An 18607-nucleotide genomic window follows, 5' to 3' on the forward strand; every position below is an offset into this window, starting at 1 on the left:
TTTTACATGACACAAAAAATGACAACGGCGGCTAACGCCATGATGATTACGCTCGAAAACGTGAACAAATGGTACGGGCAATTCCACGTGCTGAAAGATATCAACCTGCAGGTAAAACCGCGCGAGCGTATCGTGCTGTGCGGCCCTTCGGGTTCCGGTAAATCCACCACCATTCGCTGCATCAACCATCTGGAAGAGCATCAGCAGGGACGGATTGTCGTAGACGGCATCCACCTGAATGATGATGTACGCAATATTGAACGCGTGCGCACTGAAGTCGGCATGGTATTTCAGCACTTCAATCTTTTCCCGCATCTGACCGTCCTGCAGAACTGCACGCTGGCACCGATGTGGGTACGCAAGATGCCAAAGAAAGAGGCCGAAGAGCTGGCGATGCACTATCTGCAGCGCGTGCGCATTGCTGAGCATGCCCATAAATTTCCCGGGCAGCTCTCTGGCGGACAGCAGCAGCGCGTGGCCATTGCCCGTTCGCTGTGTATGAAGCCGAAGATTATGTTATTCGATGAACCCACCTCCGCGCTCGATCCTGAGATGGTTAAATAGGTGCTGGATACCATGATCGGTCTGGCGGAAGACGGGATGACGATGCTGTGTGTGACGCATGAGATGAACTTTGCGCGTACTGTGGCCGATCGGGTGATCTTTATGGATCGCGGTGAAATAGTTGAGATGGCGCCGCCGGAAGAGTTCTTTGCGAATCCGAAATCCGAGCGAACCCGGGCGTTTCTGTCGCAGGTTATCCACTAAGCGAACACGATTAGCCACATCATTCAGCCCTTGCCAGCATGGCAGGGGCTTTTTTTATGCCTGTGGATTTTATTGAGCGTTTTTATTGAGATAAAGGTCATCGCGGAAAACAAAAAAGCCCCGAACGAAGGTTCGGGGCTTCTTTACTTGTTTGATGCCTGGCAGTTCCCTACTCTCGCATGGGGAGGCCCCACACTACCATCGGCGCTACGGCGTTTCACTTCTGAGTTCGGCATGGGGTCAGGTGGGACCACCGCGCTGTTGCCGCCAGGCAAATTCTGGTGCTCGAAACGAATATTTTTCACTGATGCTGCGTTGCCTCAGCGCAAAATCTTTCGTTTCCGCTAATTTTATCCGTCACAAACTGAAAATTCTTTCTGTCTCTCAGCTTAAAACGCCTCTGGCGTTGTAAGGTTAAGCCTCACGGGTCATTAGTACCGGTTAGCTCAACGCATCGCTGCGCTTACACACCCGGCCTATCAACGTCGTCGTCTTCAACGTCCCTTCAGGACCCTCAAGGGGTCAGGGAGAACTCATCTCGGGGCAAGTTTCGTGCTTAGATGCTTTCAGCACTTATCTCTTCCGCACTTAGCTACCGGGCAGTGCCATTGGCATGACAACCCGAACACCAGCGGTGCGTTCACTCCGGTCCTCTCGTACTAGGAGCAACCCCCCTCAATTCTCCAGCGCCCACGGCAGATAGGGACCGAACTGTCTCACGACGTTCTAAACCCAGCTCGCGTACCACTTTAAACGGCGAACAGCCGTACCCTTGGGACCTACTTCAGCCCCAGGATGTGATGAGCCGACATCGAGGTGCCAAACACCGCCGTCGATATGAACTCTTGGGCGGTATCAGCCTGTTATCCCCGGAGTACCTTTTATCCGTTGAGCGATGGCCCTTCCATTCAGAACCACCGGATCACTATGACCTGCTTTCGCACCTGCTCGAGCCGTCACTCTCGCAGTCAAGCTGGCTTATGCCATTGCACTAACCTCCTGATGTCCGACCAGGATTAGCCAACCTTCGTGCTCCTCCGTTACGCTTTGGGAGGAGACCGCCCCAGTCAAACTACCCACCAGACACTGTCCGCAGCCCGGATTACGGGCCTACGTTAGAACATCAAACATTAAAGGGTGGTATTTCAAGGTTGGCTCCACGCAGACTGGCGTCCGCGCTTCAAAGCCTCCCACCTATCCTACACATCAAGGCTCAATGTTCAGTGTCAAGCTATAGTAAAGGTTCACGGGGTCTTTCCGTCTTGCCGCGGGTACACTGCATCTTCACAGCGATTTCAATTTCACTGAGTCTCGGGTGGAGACAGCCTGGCCATCATTACGCCATTCGTGCAGGTCGGAACTTACCCGACAAGGAATTTCGCTACCTTAGGACCGTTATAGTTACGGCCGCCGTTTACCGGGGCTTCGATCAAGAGCTTCTCCTTGCGGATAACCCCATCAATTAACCTTCCGGCACCGGGCAGGCGTCACACCGTATACGTCCACTTTCGTGTTTGCACAGTGCTGTGTTTTTAATAAACAGTTGCAGCCAGCTGGTATCTTCGACTGGCCTCGGCTCCGGGAGCAAGTCCCTTCACCTACGCGCCAGCGTGCCTTCTCCCGAAGTTACGGCACCATTTTGCCTAGTTCCTTCACCCGAGTTCTCTCAAGCGCCTTGGTATTCTCTACCTGACCACCTGTGTCGGTTTGGGGTACGATTTCGTGTTACCTGGAGCTTAGAGGCTTTTCCTGGAAGCAGGGCATCAGTTACTTCACCGCCGTAGCGGCTTGTCGTCACGCCTCAGTGTTAAAGAAGACCGGATTTGCCTGGTCTTCACACCTGCCCGCTTAAACCGGGACAACCGTCGCCCGGATAACCTAGCCTTCTCCGTCCCCCCTTCGCAGTAACACCAAGTACAGGAATATTAACCTGTTTCCCATCAACTACGCTTTTCAGCCTCGCCTTAGGGGTCGACTCACCCTGCCCCGATTAACGTTGGACAGGAACCCTTGGTCTTCCGGCGAGCGGGCTTTTCACCCGCTTTATCGTTACTTATGTCAGCATTCGCACTTCTGATACCTCCAGCGTGCCTCACAGCACACCTTCAGCGGCTTACAGAACGCTCCCCTACCCAACAACGCATAAGCGTCGCTGCCGCAGCTTCGGTGCATGGTTTAGCCCCGTTACATCTTCCGCGCAGGCCGACTCGACCAGTGAGCTATTACGCTTTCTTTAAATGATGGCTGCTTCTAAGCCAACATCCTGGCTGTCTTTGCCTTCCCACATCGTTTCCCACTTAACCATGACTTTGGGACCTTAGCTGGCGGTCTGGGTTGTTTCCCTCTTCACGACGGACGTTAGCACCCGCCGTGTGTCTCCCGTGATAACATTCTCCGGTATTCGCAGTTTGCATCGGCTTGGTAAGCCGGGATGGCCCCCTAGCCGAAACAGTGCTCTACCCCCGGAGATGAGTTCACGAGGCGCTACCTAAATAGCTTTCGGGGAGAACCAGCTATCTCCCGGTTTGATTGGCCTTTCACCCCCAGCCACAAGTCATCCGCTAATTTTTCAACATTAGTCGGTTCGGTCCTCCAGTTAGTGTTACCCAACCTTCAACCTGCCCATGGCTAGATCACCGGGTTTCGGGTCTATACCCTGCAACTTAACGCCCAATTAAGACTCGGTTTCCCTTCGGCTCCCCTATGCGGTTAACCTTGCTACAGAATATAAGTCGCTGACCCATTATACAAAAGGTACGCAGTCACCTAACAAGTAGGCTTCCACTGCTTGTACGTACACGGTTTCAGGTTCTGTTTCACTCCCCTCGCCGGGGTTCTTTTCGCCTTTCCCTCACGGTACTTGTTCACTATCGGTCAGTCAGGAGTATTTAGCCTTGGAGGATGGTCCCCCCATGTTCAGACAGGATACCACGTGTCCCGCCCTACTCGTCGGACTCACAACTTATGCATCTTCGTGTACGGGGCTGTCACCCGGTATCGCGCGACTTTCCAGACGCTTCCACTGATGCACAAGCTGATTCAGGTCCTGGGCTGCTCCCCGTTCGCTCGCCGCTACTGGGGGAATCTCGGTTGATTTTTTTTCCTCGGGGTACTTAGATGTTTCAGTTCCCCCGGTTCGCCTCGTTAACCTATGTATTCAGTTAACGATAATGCACAAGTGCATTGGGTTTCCCCATTCGGACATCGACGGCTGTAGCGGTTCATAATCACCTTACCGTCGCTTTTCGCAGATTAGCACGTCCTTCATCGCCTCTGACTGCCAGGGCATCCACCGTGTACGCTTAGTCGCTTAACCTCACAACCCACAGGCGTTTATCTATCTGCCATAACGGCATCACAGTTGCTTGTAAGCTGTAAGCTTTTGAGAGACTCGAACGCATCGCCACTTCATTCTTATTACGGAGAATGAACGCGACGCGTCGTTTCAAATTTTCAGCTTGTTCCTGATTGTTAAAGAGCAAATACTTCGCAGCATGCTTAATCAGCACACTGTGAAGTATTATCGGTAACGCCTTTCACTCATTACCAGCAAGTGGCGTCCCCTAGGGGATTCGAACCCCTGTTGCCGCCGTGAAAGGGCGGTGTCCTAGGCCTCTAGACGAAGGGGACACTGAAGTCTCTTTCGTAAGACGCTTTGCTCATTACTTTTTCATCAGACAATCTGTGTGAGCACTTCGCGGGAGGGTATCTTCAGGTAAGGAGGTGATCCAACCGCAGGTTCCCCTACGGTTACCTTGTTACGACTTCACCCCAGTCATGAATCACAAAGTGGTAAGCGTCCTCCCGAAGGTTAAGCTACCTACTTCTTTTGCAACCCACTCCCATGGTGTGACGGGCGGTGTGTACAAGGCCCGGGAACGTATTCACCGTAGCATTCTGATCTACGATTACTAGCGATTCCGACTTCATGGAGTCGAGTTGCAGACTCCAATCCGGACTACGACGCACTTTATGAGGTCCGCTTGCTCTCGCGAGGTCGCTTCTCTTTGTATGCACCATTGTAGCACGTGTGTAGCCCTGGCCGTAAGGGCCATGATGACTTGACGTCATCCCCACCTTCCTCCGGTTTATCACCGGCAGTCTCCTTTGAGTTCCCGGCCGAGCCGCTGGCAACAAAGGATAAGGGTTGCGCTCGTTGCGGGACTTAACCCAACATTTCACAACACGAGCTGACGACAGCCATGCAGCACCTGTCTCAGAGTTCCCGAAGGCACCAAAGCATCTCTGCTAAGTTCTCTGGATGTCAAGGCCAGGTAAGGTTCTTCGCGTTGCATCGAATTAAACCACATGCTCCACCGCTTGTGCGGGCCCCCGTCAATTCATTTGAGTTTTAACCTTGCGGCCGTACTCCCCAGGCGGTCGACTTAACGCGTTAGCTCCGGAAGTTACGCCTCAAGGGCACAACCTCCAAGTCGACATCGTTTACGGCGTGGACTACCAGGGTATCTAATCCTGTTTGCTCCCCACGCTTTCGCACCTGAGCGTCAGTCTTCGTCCAGGGGGCCGCCTTCGCCACCGGTATTCCTCCAGATCTCTACGCATTTCACCGCTACACCTGGAATTCTACCCCCCTCTACGAGACTCAAGCCTGCCAGTTTCAAATGCAGTTCCCAGGTTAAGCCCGGGGATTTCACATCTGACTTAACAGACCGCCTGCGTGCGCTTTACGCCCAGTAATTCCGATTAACGCTTGCACCCTCCGTATTACCGCGGCTGCTGGCACGGAGTTAGCCGGTGCTTCTTCTGCGGGTAACGTCAATCGGCGAGGTTATTAACCTCACCGCCTTCCTCCCCGCTGAAAGTACTTTACAACCCGAAAGCCTTCTTCATACACGCGGCATGGCTGCATCAGGCTTGCGCCCATTGTGCAATATTCCTCACTGCTGCCTCCCGTAGGAGTCTGGACCGTGTCTCAGTTCCAGTGTGGCTGGTCATCCTCTCAGACCAGCTAGGGATCGTCGCCTAGGTGAGCCATTACCCCACCTACTAGCTAATCCCATCTGGGCACATCCGATGGTGTGAGGCCCGAAGGTCCCCCACTTTGGTCTCGCGACGTTATGCGGTATTAGCTACCGTTTCCAGTAGTTATCCCCCTCCATCGGGCAGTTTCCCAGACATTACTCACCCGTCCGCCACTCGCCACCCAAAGAGCAAGCTCTTCTGTGCTGCCGTTCGACTTGCATGTGTTAGGCCTGCCGCCAGCGTTCAATCTGAGCCATGATCAAACTCTTCAATTTAAAGTTTGATTTGCTGCAACCAGTGCAGCGATGCTCTGTGAATTAAACTTCGTAATGAATTACGTGTTCACTCAGCAAAGACTTGATATTTTTTAAAGCCCGCAGGCTTGCGATATCAATCCTGCGAGTGCCCACACAGATTGTCTGATAAATTGTTAAAGAGCGGTGCGACGCGGCGTTCGGCCTGTTGTCGCAAGGTCGCGTATATTACGCTTTCCTCCTTCAGAGTCAAACACTTTTTTCAGCGTTTTTCTCCGGCGGGGTGAATCGCTTCACGCCCTGCTGAGCCGCCTGCGTTGCCGCTTTGCCGTCTCAGTGGTGGCGCATTATAGGGCGTTAATCTGAAGTGACAAGCATTTCCTGAAAAAAATTGACTGAAAGTTACTTTTTTATACGAACGCGGTAAAAACAGACATTTCCCGGCCAATAATCAGGCAAATCAGCTCTCACGGCGGCACAAATCAGCGCCATCGTCGCAGTGACCGATGCTATCCTGTTTAACTTACGCTCTTTGCTGACCGATTTTCTTCAAGAAGGATTTTCAATGATTCGCTCCGCGCGCAGTATGGCCGGCCTGCCCTGGATCGCCGCCATGGCGTTTTTTATGCAGGCTCTCGACGCCACCATCCTGAATACTGCGCTTCCCGCCATTGCCACCAGCCTTGAACGTTCCCCACTCGCCATGCAGTCCGCTGTCATCAGTTATACGCTCACGGTCGCGATGTTGATTCCGGTCAGCGGCTGGCTGGCCGATCGCTTTGGCACGCGTAAGGTGTTTATTGTGGCGGTTTCCCTGTTCACGCTTGGGTCACTGGCCTGTGCGCTGTCCGGATCGCTGAGCATGCTGGTGGTTTCGCGCGTGGTGCAAGGTGTTGGCGGAGCAATGATGATGCCGGTAGCGCGTCTGGCGCTGCTGCGCGCCTATCCGCGCAGCGAACTGCTGCCGGTGCTCAACTTTGTCACCATGCCCGGCCTGGTCGGACCGATTCTTGGCCCGATGCTCGGCGGTCTGCTGGTCACCTACGCCAGCTGGCACTGGATCTTCCTGATTAATATTCCTATCGGCATCGCCGGCATCTTCTATGCGCGCAAATATATGCCGGACTTCACCACGCCAAAACGCCGCTTCGATTTCGGCGGCTTCATGCTGTTTGGTTTTGGCCTGGTGCTGATCTCCATCGGCATCGAGCTGTTTGGCGAGCGTATCGTATCGCCGTGGCAGGCGGTGCTGGTGCTGGTCAGCGGCGTAGTGTTGCTGCTGCTCTATATTATGCATGCGCGCCGCCATCCGGCTCCGCTGATTAGTCTGCCGATGTTCAAGACCCGCACTTTTTCCGTCGGGATTATCGGTAATATTGCCGCGCGTCTCGGTACCGGCTGTATTCCGTTCCTGATGCCGCTGATGTTACAGGTAGGATTTGGCTATCCGGCGATCATCGCCGGCTGCATGATGGGACCCACGGCGATTGGCTCGCTGCTGGCTAAATCCACCGTTACTCAGGTGCTGCGCCGCTTTGGCTATCGTAAAACGCTGGTGGGCATTACAGTTATCATCGGCGTGCTGGTCGCCAGCTTCGCGCTGCAGTCGCCGGACGGAAGCATCATCATGTTGCTGGTGGCGCTGTTTGTACTGGGCATGGCGATGTCCACCCAGTTTACCGCCATGAATACCATCACGCTGGCGGATTTAAATGATGAGAACGCCAGCGGCGGCAATAGCGTGCTGGCGGTAACGCAGCTGGTGTCGATCAGTTTTGGCGTGGCGGTCAGCGCCGCCGTGCTGCGCTTTTACCAGGATTTTGAGAGCACCACGGTGCAGCAGTTCCACGCCACCTTCTTTACCATGGGCGTGATTACCGTGCTGTCGGCGCTGGCGTTTCTGATGTTACGGCCGGGGGATGGCCGTAACCTGATCGCCAACCGCGAGAAAACGCCTAAAGGCAGTTAAACCGAACCGCGCTCCACCAGCTCCGGCGTCAGCACCAGCGTTTGCTGGCTGGCGTCGGGATCGCTCATGCGATGAATCAGTGTACCAATGGCCAGCTCGCCCAGCTCATCTTTCGGCTGATGAATGGTACTGAGCGGCGGCGTCAGATAGCGCGCCAGCTCAATGTTGTCATAGCCCATCACCGCCATATCCTGCGGCACGCGCAGTCCCGCCTGATACAGGGCGTGGTAGACGCCCACCGCCATCGCATCGTTGCTGGTAAACACCGCCTGCGGTGGCGGATCGAGCGCCAGCAGCTGATTCATGGCGTGAAAACCGCCCTGAAATTCGAAATCGCCGTCCACCACATAGCCCGGCGGCACCGCCAGCCCGCTGGCAGCCATCGCCTGATGAAAACCATCCAGACGCAGGCGCGCCGGGGTTTTATCCAGCGGCCCGGCAATACAGGCGATGCGGGTGTAACCGCGGTCAATCAGATACTGCGTGGCCAGTTCGCCGCCCAGCAGCGCGTTATCCTGAATAATATCGCCGCGCCCTTCAAACGGCGCCCAGTCCATCATCACCATCGGCACCGAAGGATAGCGATTGAGGATGTCGGCGGAGGGCAGATGGGTTTCCGTGCACATCATCAGCAGGCCATCCACGCGCTTCTGCATCAGCGTTTCAAGGCTGCGATTCATGCGCTCTTCAGCGCCTTCGGTATTGCACAGAATCAGGCTGTAGCCGCGTTCATAGCAGCTGTTCTCTACACCGCGCACCACTTCCGAGTAGAACGGGGTGCTGCTGGCGGTCAGTAACATACCAATGGTGCGCGTTTGCTTGATCTTCAGGCTGCGCGCCAGCGCCGACGGCGCGTAGTTTAATTCGCGAATCGCCTGTTCCACTCTGTCGCGCACGTGTTCGCTAACAAAACGGTTGTTGTTGATAACGTGCGAAACGGTGGCGGTGGAGACGCCCGCCAGACGGGCGACATCTTTCATGGTAGCCAAGCACTTAACCCTGTTGCTGCAGGAATGCGTTAATCTCAGTGCGCCATGGCACTGAGGGCTGTGCGCCCGGGCGCGTCACGGCAATGGCTGCCGCCGCATGGGCAAAACGGACCGCATCCTGCATCGCCACGCCTTCCAGCCGCGCGGTAATGAAGGCACCGTTGAAGGTATCACCGGCAGCGATGGTATCCACCGCCTGCACGCTGAAGCCGGGAATACGCTGTCCCTGGACCTGCTCGCTGAACCATACGCCGCGCCGGCCCAGCGTAATCAATACGGTATCGATGCCTTTGGCGTGCAGCGCCTAGGCTGCCCGCGCCGCGTCGTCGTCGTCATTGACGGCGATACCCGTGAGGATTTCCACTTCGGTTTCATTCGGCGTAATGATGTCGATCAGCGCCAGCAGCTCATCAGAGAGCTGGGTCGCCGGTGCCGGATTGAGGATCACCTAGGTGTGGCTGGCGCGCGCGATGCGAGCTGCGGTCAGCACGCTGTCCAGCGGTGACTCCAGCTGCATCAGCAGCGCATCGGCCGAACGAATCACCTGCTGGTGGCACTCCACACAGGCTGGCGTCAGCGCCGCGTTCGCGCCTGAGTAGATGCCAATGTTATTTTCGCCTTCGCCATTCACGAAGATCATCGCCACGCCGGTGGCTTCTTCCGCCACGGTTTCCACCGGAGCGGTATCAATCTGGTCCTGCTGCAGTTGCTGGCGAATACGTTCGCCGATGTCATCTGCCCACACAGGCAATAAAAACAATGTCAGCGCCGGCACGGCCAGCCGCGACGGCCTGGTTGGCCCCTTTACCGCCAAAGGCAACCTAATACTGTTTCCCGATCACCGTTTCACCCGGACGGGGAAAATGGGCGAGGTTGAGGATGTGGTCGGCGTTGATGCTGCCGAGTACCGCCAGTTTTGCTCTTTTGCTCATAGGGAGTTATCCAGGAAGTTGCGCCACTACGAAGGTGGCGCGTTGCCATGCTTTTCTTTGGGTTTTATTTAGTAACCAGTTTCAGATCAACCGGGTTGATCGCCTGCACTTTTTCGCCCTTCAGAACTTTATCTGCGGTATCGACGCCAATCATACCAATCTTGTCTGGCATCTGTGCAACGGTCGCGCTGAGTTTACCGGATTCTACCGCCTTCACGCCGTCCGCGGTGCCGTCAAAGCCCACCACCAGCACCACCGCGGCAATCGCATCCAGTTCATAACCGGTGCCCGCCGTCGGCTGCGCGGAAGAGAGACGCGCCACTTCGATGGTGCCCGCCAGCGCCGCCAGCAGGCCGCACAGCGAATAGACGATGACTTTAACGCGGTTAACGTTGATGCCGGACAGGCGCGTAGCCGCTTCGTTACCGCCCAGCGCATAGATATAGCGACCAAGGCGGGTGTGATGCAGCATGTACCACGCCAGCGCGAACACCACCGCCATCAGCCATACCGGCGTCGGAATGCCCAGCGGGCGGCCAATGCCGAACCAGCCAAACAGATCGGCGTTATCGCTGAAGCCGGTATTGATCGGACTGCCGTTGGTGTAAACCATAGTGACGCCGCGCAGCAGCAGCATCATCACCAGCGTAGCGATAAACGCCTGCACCTTGTTGTGTTTCAGGTTATGCAGCATGGCAAAGGGGATCACATTGAGCGCCCGCGACATGTAGATCGCCGTGCCCGGCACGCGCACCGGCGGCGACTTCTCCAGCGAATTGCCATGCTCATGCATACGACGCAGCAGGTGGAAGCGCTCGCTCTTCCACGTGGTCATCACGATAAACATAATCAGCGCCAGCGTCAGCCAACCGCCGGAGAACACTTTGACCAGGTTAGCGGAGAAAAGCGAAACGTCGATGCACAGCATCGCGATGAGAATCAGCACCACCAGATAGCGATTCCAGTGCCAGTTCTGAATCGCCACCGTTGAACACAGAATGGCGGTCAGCACCATGGTACCGGTCACCGCAATCCCGTAGGCGGCCGCCAGATTGCTGGAGTGCTCAAAGCCGACAATCACAATCACTACAGAGAAATAGAGCAGCCAGTTGATGACCGGAATATAAATCTGGCCGGATTCCTCTTCGGAAGTGTGCACGATGCGCATCGGCGGCAGATAGCCAAGAAGCACGGCCTGGCGCGTCAGCGAGAATACGCCGGAGATGACCGCCTGCGAGGCGATCACCGTGGCCAGCGTAGCGAGAATCAGCATCGGAATCAGCGCCCAGTCCGGTGCCAGCAGGAAGAACGGGTTTTTGATGGCCTCCGGATGCTCCAGCAGCAGCGCCCCCTGGCCGAAATAGTTGAGCACCAGCGATGGCAGCACCACCACAAACCATGCCAGGCGAATCGGAAACTTACCAAAGTGGCCCATATCGGCATACAGCGCTTCAACGCCGGTGATCGCCAGCACCACCGCGCCCAGCGCAAAGAACGATACCGTTTTGTACTGAATAAAGAAGTGCAGCGCCCAGTACGGGTTCATGGCTTTCAGCACCTCAGAATTATTGATGATACTGCGCGCGCCCAGCACCGCCAGAATGATGAACCACAGCAGCATCACCGGCGCAAACAGCTTACCGACAATGCCGGTGCCGTGTTTCTAAATCACAAACAGCAGCGTCAGTACCGCAATCGCCAGCGGCACAATGTAGCTATCAAGGCTCGGCGCGGCGATCTCCAGCCCTTCGATGGCCGACAACACGGACACCGCCGGCGTGATCACCACTTCCCCGTAGAAGAAGCTGCCGCCAATCAGCCCCATAATCACCAGAATCGCCGTGGCGCGCGCGCCGGTATTGCGGCCCGCCAGTGACATCAGCGTCAGAATCCCGCCTTCACCGGCGTTGTCGGCGCGCATCACATAACTGATGTATTTAAGCGAAACCACCAAAATCAGCAGCCAGAAGATCAGCTACAGAAAGCCAAACACCGCCTCGCGTTCCACGCCAAAGCCGAACTGACCAGAGAGACACTCGCGCAGGGTATAGAGCGGGCTGGTGCCGATATCGCCATACACCACGCCGATCGCCGCCAGAGTGACTGCGCCAAGGGACTGTTTCTTATCCGAGCTCATAAGTTGTCTTTTGTTGGAGCCGCGCAGGCCTCAGCCCGGCGCTCAGATCATCAAAAAGCGCACAGTATGCACATATTCCCGAAAAAACCTACTTTGACCGTCTGGCATTACGCCGTCTGTGCAGCGTTTTTTCGCCGAAAATCGGCGCGAAATGAGCTGAAAACCCGCGATTTTCCTCACCTCAACCTTCTGAAACAAAAAAGCTGACGGCTATCAACGCTTTCACGCATGATAAACAGTAGAGTATTGCGCTTGCCAGAATATGACGGCACCAGGATCAGAAGGACAATGATGTGATTATGGCTCAACCCCATCTTTTGGCAGAAAGAATTTCTCGCCTCAGTAACGCCCTAGAGAAAGGGCTGTATGAACGGCATCATGCCATTCGTCTCTGTCTGCTGGCAGCGCTGAGCGGCGAAAGCGTGTTTCTGCTTGGGCCACCGGGCATCGCCAAGAGCCTGATTGCCCGCCGCCTGAAATACACCTTCCAGCACGCCCGTGCGTTTGAATACCTGATGACCCGATTTTCCACGCCTGAAGAGGTGTTTGGCCCGCTGTCGATTCAGGCGCTGAAAGATGAAGGCCGCTACCAGCGTCTGACCAAAGGCTATCTGCCGGACGCCGAAATTGTCTTTCTTGATGAGATCTGGAAAGCCGGTCCGGCGATTCTCAATACGCTGCTCACCGCCATCAATGAACGTCGCTTCCGCAACGGCGACAGCGAAGAGCCGATCCCGATGCGCCTGCTGGTCACCGCCTCTAATGAACTGCCGGAGGCCGACAGCGGACTGGAAGCGCTGTACGACCGTATGCTGATCCGGCTATGGCTCGACAACGTGCATGAAAAGCAGAACTTCCGCAGCATGCTGACCCACCAGCAGGATGAAAACGCCAACCCGGTGGCGGAATCGCTGTGCATCAGCGATGAAGAGTATCAGCAGTGGCAGAAAGGCATCAGCCAGGTCAGCCTGCCCGATCATGTGTTTGAACTGATCTATCAGCTGCGCCAGCAGCTGGAGAACCTGCCAGAAGCGCCGTACATCTCCGATCGCCGCTGGAAAAAAGCCATCCATCTACTGCAGGCCAGCGCGTTTTACAGCGGCCGCGTGGCGATTGCCCCGCTTGATCTAATCCTGCTGAAAGATTGCCTGTGGCACGACGTGGCTTCCATGCAACTGCTGGACCGTGAAATTGATGCGCTGATGACGCAGCACGCGTGGCAGCAGCAGGCGATGCTGCACACGCTGCAGCAGATCAAAGCGCGCCGGCTGGCGCTGCAACAGCAGCAGAGCGTGGCGCAGGCGCTGGAGAAGCACAGCGGCATGTTCAGCCGCAAACCGCACTATGAATTACCGGCCTCCATCACGGACGAACAGCTGACCCTGATGCTGCAACAGCCGCTGACGCTGCACGACATGCAGGTCACGCACGTGGTGGTGGCACGCGATGCGCTCAATCAGTGGCTGCTGAAGGCAGGCGAGATTCGCGGCAAGCTCAACGGCATCGGCTTTGGCCAGACGCTCGACCTGCTGGTGGATGCGCACCACTGTCTGACGCTGCGCGACGTCAGCCTGCAGTCTACGCGCCTGACGCTGCCGGGTGCCGCCAGCAGCAGCGACGTGCCGCAGGAAATCATTGAAGAGTATGACGCACTGGAGGCCCAGCTGCGCGCGCAGCGCACGCTGTTTAGTCAGCACCAGCGCTGCCTGTTTATCAGCGACGACTGGCTGGCGCGCGTCGAAACCAGCCTGCAGGATGTGGCGGAACAGCTGAAACAGGCGAGAAAATGATCTTGCTGGAGACGCTCAGCACGCTGTTGTCGATTGGCGAAACCGAGCTGATCGAAGAGCTGATTGTGACACTGCTGGCCTCGCCGCAGCTGGCGCTGTTCTTTGAAAAATTTCCACGCCTGAAACAGGCGATGATGGGCGAGCTGCCGCGCTGGCGCGCCGAGATTGCCGCCCAGATGAAAACCACGCCGGTGCCGGACGCGCTGGCACGCGAATTTCAGCTCTTCCAGCAGATGCAACTGCTCAGCAGCCAAGCTTTCAGTGAGCAACTGCCAGCCATCATTACACAGCTGAAAGCGCTGCCGTCACCCTTTATCGAAGAAGCCAGCAAACTGCTGCTGCATATCGACAGCGCCCAGCTGAGCAATGCGCAGCACACGCTGTTCCTGCAGCGCTGGCGCCTGAGCCTGATACTGCAAACCCTGACGCTGAACGAAACCCTGCTGGAAGAGCAGCGGGAACGCCTGATGGCCGAGCTGCAACAGCGCATGGCCATCAGCGGTCAGCTGGCGCCGATTCTGACCGATAACGACGAAGCCGCCGCCGGACGCCTGTGGGATCTGAGCAAGGCGCCGCTGCAGCATGGCGACTATGAGCTGATTGTACAGTACGGCGATTTCCTCGCTCAGCAGCCGGAACTGATGAAACTGGCGCAGCAGCTGGGGCGCAGCCGCGAAGCGAAATCGGTACCGTCACAGGATGCACCGCTGGAAGCGTTTCATCAGCTGGTGCGCGAGCCGGACAACGTGCCGGAAGAGGTCAGCGGCATCCATCAGAGCGATGATGTGCTGCGTCTGTTGCCACCGGAGCTGGCGGCGCTGAGCATCAGCGAACTGGAGCTGGAATTTTACCGCCGGCTGGTGGAGAAACGCCTGCTGACCTACCGGTTACAGGGCGATGCCTGGCACGAGAAAGTGACGCTGCGCCCGGCCAGCCATCAGCAGTACGAAGCGCAGCCGCGCGGCCCGTTCATCGTCTGCGTGGATACCTCCGGTTCGATGGGCGGTTTCAATGAACGCTGCGCCAAAGCGTTTTGTCTGGCGCTGCTGAAAGTGGCGCTGGCCGACAGGCGGCGCTGCTACATCATGCTGTTTGCTCACGAGGTGATAGGCTACGAGCTGACCGCCGATAACGGCATCGAGCAGGCAATCCGTTTTCTCAGCCAGCGTTTTCGCAGCGGCACCGATCTGGCCGCCTGTCTGTCTGCGGTGGTCACGCGTATGGAAGGCAGTCAGTGGCAGGAAGCCGATGCGGTGATCGTCTCCGATTTTATCGCCCAGCGTCTGCCGGACGACATCGTCAGCACCATTAAACAGCGCCAGCGCCACCACCAGCAACGCTTCCACGCCGTGGCGATGTCGGCGCATGGCAAACCCGGCATTCTGCGCATTTTCGATCACATCTGGCGCTTCGATACGGGCCTGAAAAGCCGCCTGCTGCGCCGCTGGAAACGCTAATTCATCAGGCAGAAATGCTAATTTGCTATAGTGAATCACCCGCTGTGTTTAATCAGCTTACGGAGTTCACTGTGACAACCGCTCATCTTCACGCTCAATTGCCTGCGCCCACCCGCACCGTCCGGCTTTCCGGCAGCAGCAGCGACGCCAAACGCGCCGAACTGCTGGCCTATTTCACCCAGACCTGGGAGCTGTACGAAAGCTTGTTCGACTGCCTCGCTGATGAGCGCGCGTACTTTAATAAAGCCATCACCCTGCGCCATCCGCTGATCTTCTACTTTGGCCATACCGCCACCTTCTACATTAATAAGCTGATGGCTGGCGGTTATCTGCAGCAGCGCATTGACGATCGCATTGAGGCTATGATGGCGATCGGCGTGGATGAGATGAGCTGGGACGATCTCGACGACAGCCATTACAGCTGGCCGGATGTGGCCGAGGTGCGCGACTACCGCGGCAAAGTGAAAACCGTGGTAAGTGAATTCATCCGCACCATGCCGCTGGATCTGCCGATTGACTGGGACAGCCCGGCGTGGGTCATTCTGATGGGCATTGAACATGAGCGTATTCACCTTGAAACCTCCAGCGTGCTGATCCGCCAGCTGCCGCTTGAGTGGGTAAAACCGCAGCCGCACTGGCCGGCGTGTCCGCAGGCGCGCCACGATCGTGCCTCGGTACCGGCCAATACATTGGTGGCGATGCCAAGCGGACGCGTCACGCAGGGTAAAACCGATGACACCTACGGCTGGGACAACGAATACGGCAGCCTTTCAACTGAGCTGAAACCGTTCAAAGCCAGCAAAATGCTGGTGAGCAACGCTGAGTTCTTTCATTTTATTGCCGCCAACGGCTATAACGAACGCCGCTGGTGGGATGACGAAGGCTGGGGCTGGCGCGAGTTTGCCCAAGCGCAGATGCCGACTTTCTGGGTCGGCGACATTGCGCAACCTGACGATCTCCGGCTGCGCCTGATGACCGAAGAAGTGGCGATGCCGTGGGACTGGCCCGCCGAAGTGAATCAGCTGCCGTGCGAAGCCGAGTGGATGCAGCTGCGCGAGCAGGTTGCCGTCGATCAGCCGGACTGGATCGACGCGCCGGGCAACATCAACCTCGCCCGCTGGGCCTCTTCCTGCCCGGTAGACCACTTTGCCCAAGGTGACTTCTTCGACATCGTCGGCAACGTCTGGCAGTGGACCACCACGCCGACCAACGGCTTTGAAGGCTTCAGGGTACATCCACTGTATGACGATTTCTCCACGCCCACCTTTGACGACAAACATGCGCTGATCAAAGGCGGCAGCTGGATCTCCACCGGCAACGAAGCGCTGAAATCCTCACGCTACGCCTTCCGTCGCCACTTCTTCCAGCATGCCGGCTTCCGCTACGTGGTTTCCTCGCATCAGGAGATGCATGGCGCTGAATCCGTATGAAACCGACAGCATGGTGTCGCAGTACCTCGACTTCCAGTACGGCCCTGGCTATTACGGTGTGCCGAACTACGCGGCGGCGCTGGTCGACATCGTGCTGCCGCACTGCGCGCAGCGCGGCCACGCACTGGATACGGCTGCGCCACCGGCATGGATTACTCGGCGCGCTTTATCGACGTGGCGCTGCAGCTGACCTCGGGCGAAGATTTCCGTTACGTGGTGCCGGAAGAGGGAGAGCTGGTGGAGTATCGCCAGGTGCGGTTAAAAGAATTTGGTTTCGATGAGACCCTAGCGCAGCGCATTCAGTTTGTGCAGGGCGATGCCTGTAACCTGAAACCGCAGCCCGATGGCTACGATCTGGTGCTGGCCTCTAATCTGATCGATCGCCTGCGCCAGCCGAAGCGCTTCCTGTAGGACATCTCGCCGATGATCCGCTCCGGCGGTTTGCTGGACATCTCCTCACCTTACACCTGGCTGGAAGAGTTCACGCCGAAGGAGAACTGGCTGGGCGGTTTCCGTGAAAACGGTGAAGCGCTCACCACCTGGCAGGCGCTGCAACGGCTGCTGCGCGATGCCTTTGAGGAAGTTGCGCCGCCGCAGGACGTGCCGTTTGTGATTCGCGAAACTGCGCGTAAGTTCCAGCACACACAGGCCCAGCTGACGCTGTGGCGTAAGCGCTAAAAAGCGTGCAGACAGCGGCAGCTCCGCTGTCTGCACCTTGCCTGTCCCGCTAATTTGCTGCACATTCTCCCTGTTCAGAGAAGAAGAACCTAATGAGGATGGATGATGGCGGAACACCTGCAACTGGATAATCTCGACCGCGGCATTTTAAATGCGCTGCTGCAAAACGCGCGCACCGCGTACGCCGAACTCGCCAAGCAGTTCAACGTCAGCCCCGGCACGATTCACGTGCGCGTCGAGAAAATGCGTCAGGCGGGCATTATTCTGGGTACGCGCGTGGAGATTGATCCGCGGCAGCTCGGGTTTGATGTCTGCTGTTTTATCGGCATCATTCTAAAAAGCGCGCGCGACTATCCGGCAGCGCTCAGCAAACTGGAAGCGCTGGATGAAGTGGTGGAAGCCTGGTACACCACCGGCCACTACAGCATCTTTATTAAAGTGATGTGCCGCTCAATTGACGCGCTGCAGCAAGTGCTGATCAACAAGATCCAGACTATTGATGAAATCCAGTCCACCGAAACGCTGATCTCCCTGCAAAACCCCATCATGCGTACCATCAAACCGTGATCTGCTTCCTCGCTGTGCATAACCTTATCCTAGGCGGATCGCTATCGTGATGCGCCTTGTCGCCTGATGCTATCGGCGATTAACCCTGTTTTCCACAGGTGGATCACAGCGTACAATGCTCGCCTTTAGTGCGGGAGAGCATCATGGCCGATATTACCTTAATCAGTGGCAGTACCCTTGACAGCGCCGAATATGTCGCTGAACATCTGGAAGAGAAACTGCAGGAAGCGGGCTTTTCAACCGAACTGTTGCACGGCCCCGAGCTGGATGAGGTGTCGCAGGAAGGCGTCTGGCTGATTGTCAGCTCAACGCACGGTGCCGGCGAACTGCCGGACAACCTGCTGCCGTTTTATGAAGCGCTGCAGGAGAGCCAGTCGGATCTGTCAGGCGTACGCTTTGGCGCAGTGGGTATCGGTAATCATGAATACGATCTGTTCTGCGGAGCGATCAAACGGCTGGAGATCGACGTGCTGGAACATGAGATTCCGGAAGATCCGGCGGAAGTGTGGGTAGCCAGCTGGCACCCGCAGATTTAAGACGATCTTTGCTGGTCGGGGATCGGGTATTTGTGTCGATCCCCAGTTGATTCCGCTGTTTTATCGCCTTTTACCTGCGTTGCTCTGTGGATAAGATCCGTTATTTCATGCGTATAA

Annotated in this window: 6 protein-coding genes, 1 tRNA gene, 3 rRNA genes and 4 pseudogenes; 7 read left to right on the forward strand and 7 right to left on the reverse strand. The window is 56.6% G+C overall.

Going from position 1 to position 18607, the window contains the following annotated elements; genetic code table 11:
- The first annotated feature begins 6 nt into the window (after positions 1–6).
- Positions 7–768, forward strand: a pseudogene (locus tag AC6I8M_RS21635) (amino acid ABC transporter ATP-binding protein).
- Between the two features lie 156 nt (positions 769–924).
- Here AC6I8M_RS21635 and rrf read toward each other — a convergent pair.
- From rrf to AC6I8M_RS21655, 4 genes are all read right to left on the reverse strand, one after another.
- Positions 925–1040, reverse strand: a 5S ribosomal RNA gene (gene rrf, locus AC6I8M_RS21640).
- Positions 1041–1178: 138 nt separating this feature from the next.
- Positions 1179–4084 (reverse strand): 23S ribosomal RNA (locus AC6I8M_RS21645).
- A 238-nt stretch (positions 4085–4322) separates the two neighbouring features.
- Positions 4323–4398: transfer RNA gene (locus AC6I8M_RS21650), tRNA-Glu, on the reverse strand.
- Positions 4399–4484: 86 nt separating this feature from the next.
- Positions 4485–6026 (reverse strand): 16S ribosomal RNA (locus AC6I8M_RS21655).
- The 16S, 23S and 5S rRNA genes sit together here with 1 tRNA gene alongside, the layout of an rRNA operon.
- Positions 6027–6570: 544 nt before the next feature.
- Here AC6I8M_RS21655 and mdtD point away from each other — a divergent pair.
- Positions 6571–7974, forward strand: coding sequence for a multidrug transporter subunit MdtD (gene mdtD, locus AC6I8M_RS21660; protein ID WP_022548415.1), 1404 nt, complete (start codon positions 6571–6573; stop codon positions 7972–7974).
- Here the strand turns inward: mdtD and rbsR are convergent.
- The 3 genes and pseudogenes from rbsR to kup form a co-directional block, all read right to left on the reverse strand.
- Entirely contained in the window at positions 7971–8963 is a 993-nt protein-coding gene (gene rbsR, locus AC6I8M_RS21665; RefSeq protein ID WP_010618859.1) for a ribose operon transcriptional repressor RbsR, read from the reverse strand. The two genes, mdtD and rbsR, sit on opposite strands and share 4 nt — an antisense overlap.
- A 4-nt stretch (positions 8964–8967) precedes the next feature.
- Positions 8968–9895, reverse strand: a pseudogene (gene rbsK, locus AC6I8M_RS21670) (ribokinase).
- A gap of 64 nt (positions 9896–9959) precedes the next feature.
- Positions 9960–12032: pseudogene (kup, locus tag AC6I8M_RS21675) on the reverse strand (low affinity potassium transporter Kup).
- A gap of 299 nt (positions 12033–12331) precedes the next feature.
- Here kup and ravA point away from each other — a divergent pair.
- The 5 genes and pseudogenes from ravA (at position 12332) to mioC (ending at position 18490) form a co-directional block, all read left to right on the forward strand.
- Positions 12332–13822, forward strand: a complete 1491-nt coding sequence (gene ravA, locus AC6I8M_RS21680; protein WP_010618856.1) for an ATPase RavA — start codon at positions 12332–12334, stop codon at positions 13820–13822.
- Positions 13819–15279 carry an ATPase RavA stimulator ViaA gene (gene viaA, locus AC6I8M_RS21685; protein ID WP_010618855.1) on the forward strand — a complete coding sequence of 487 codons (1461 nt, stop codon included), beginning with the start codon at positions 13819–13821 and terminating at the stop codon, positions 15277–15279. The genes ravA and viaA overlap by 4 nt, the downstream gene beginning before the upstream one ends.
- Before the next feature lie 71 nt (positions 15280–15350).
- Positions 15351–17387: pseudogene (ovoA, locus tag AC6I8M_RS21690) on the forward strand (5-histidylcysteine sulfoxide synthase).
- A 105-nt stretch (positions 17388–17492) separates the two neighbouring features.
- Positions 17493–17954, forward strand: a complete 462-nt coding sequence (gene asnC / locus AC6I8M_RS21695; protein ID WP_007893613.1) for a transcriptional regulator AsnC — start codon at positions 17493–17495, stop codon at positions 17952–17954.
- Positions 17955–18097: 143 nt separating this feature from the next.
- Complete coding sequence (gene mioC, locus AC6I8M_RS21700; protein WP_010618854.1) at positions 18098–18490, forward strand: FMN-binding protein MioC; 393 nt, start codon at positions 18098–18100, stop codon at positions 18488–18490.
- Positions 18491–18607: the final 117 nt, after the last annotated feature.

The sequence above is a fragment of the Type-A symbiont of Plautia stali genome (assembly GCF_059731155.1).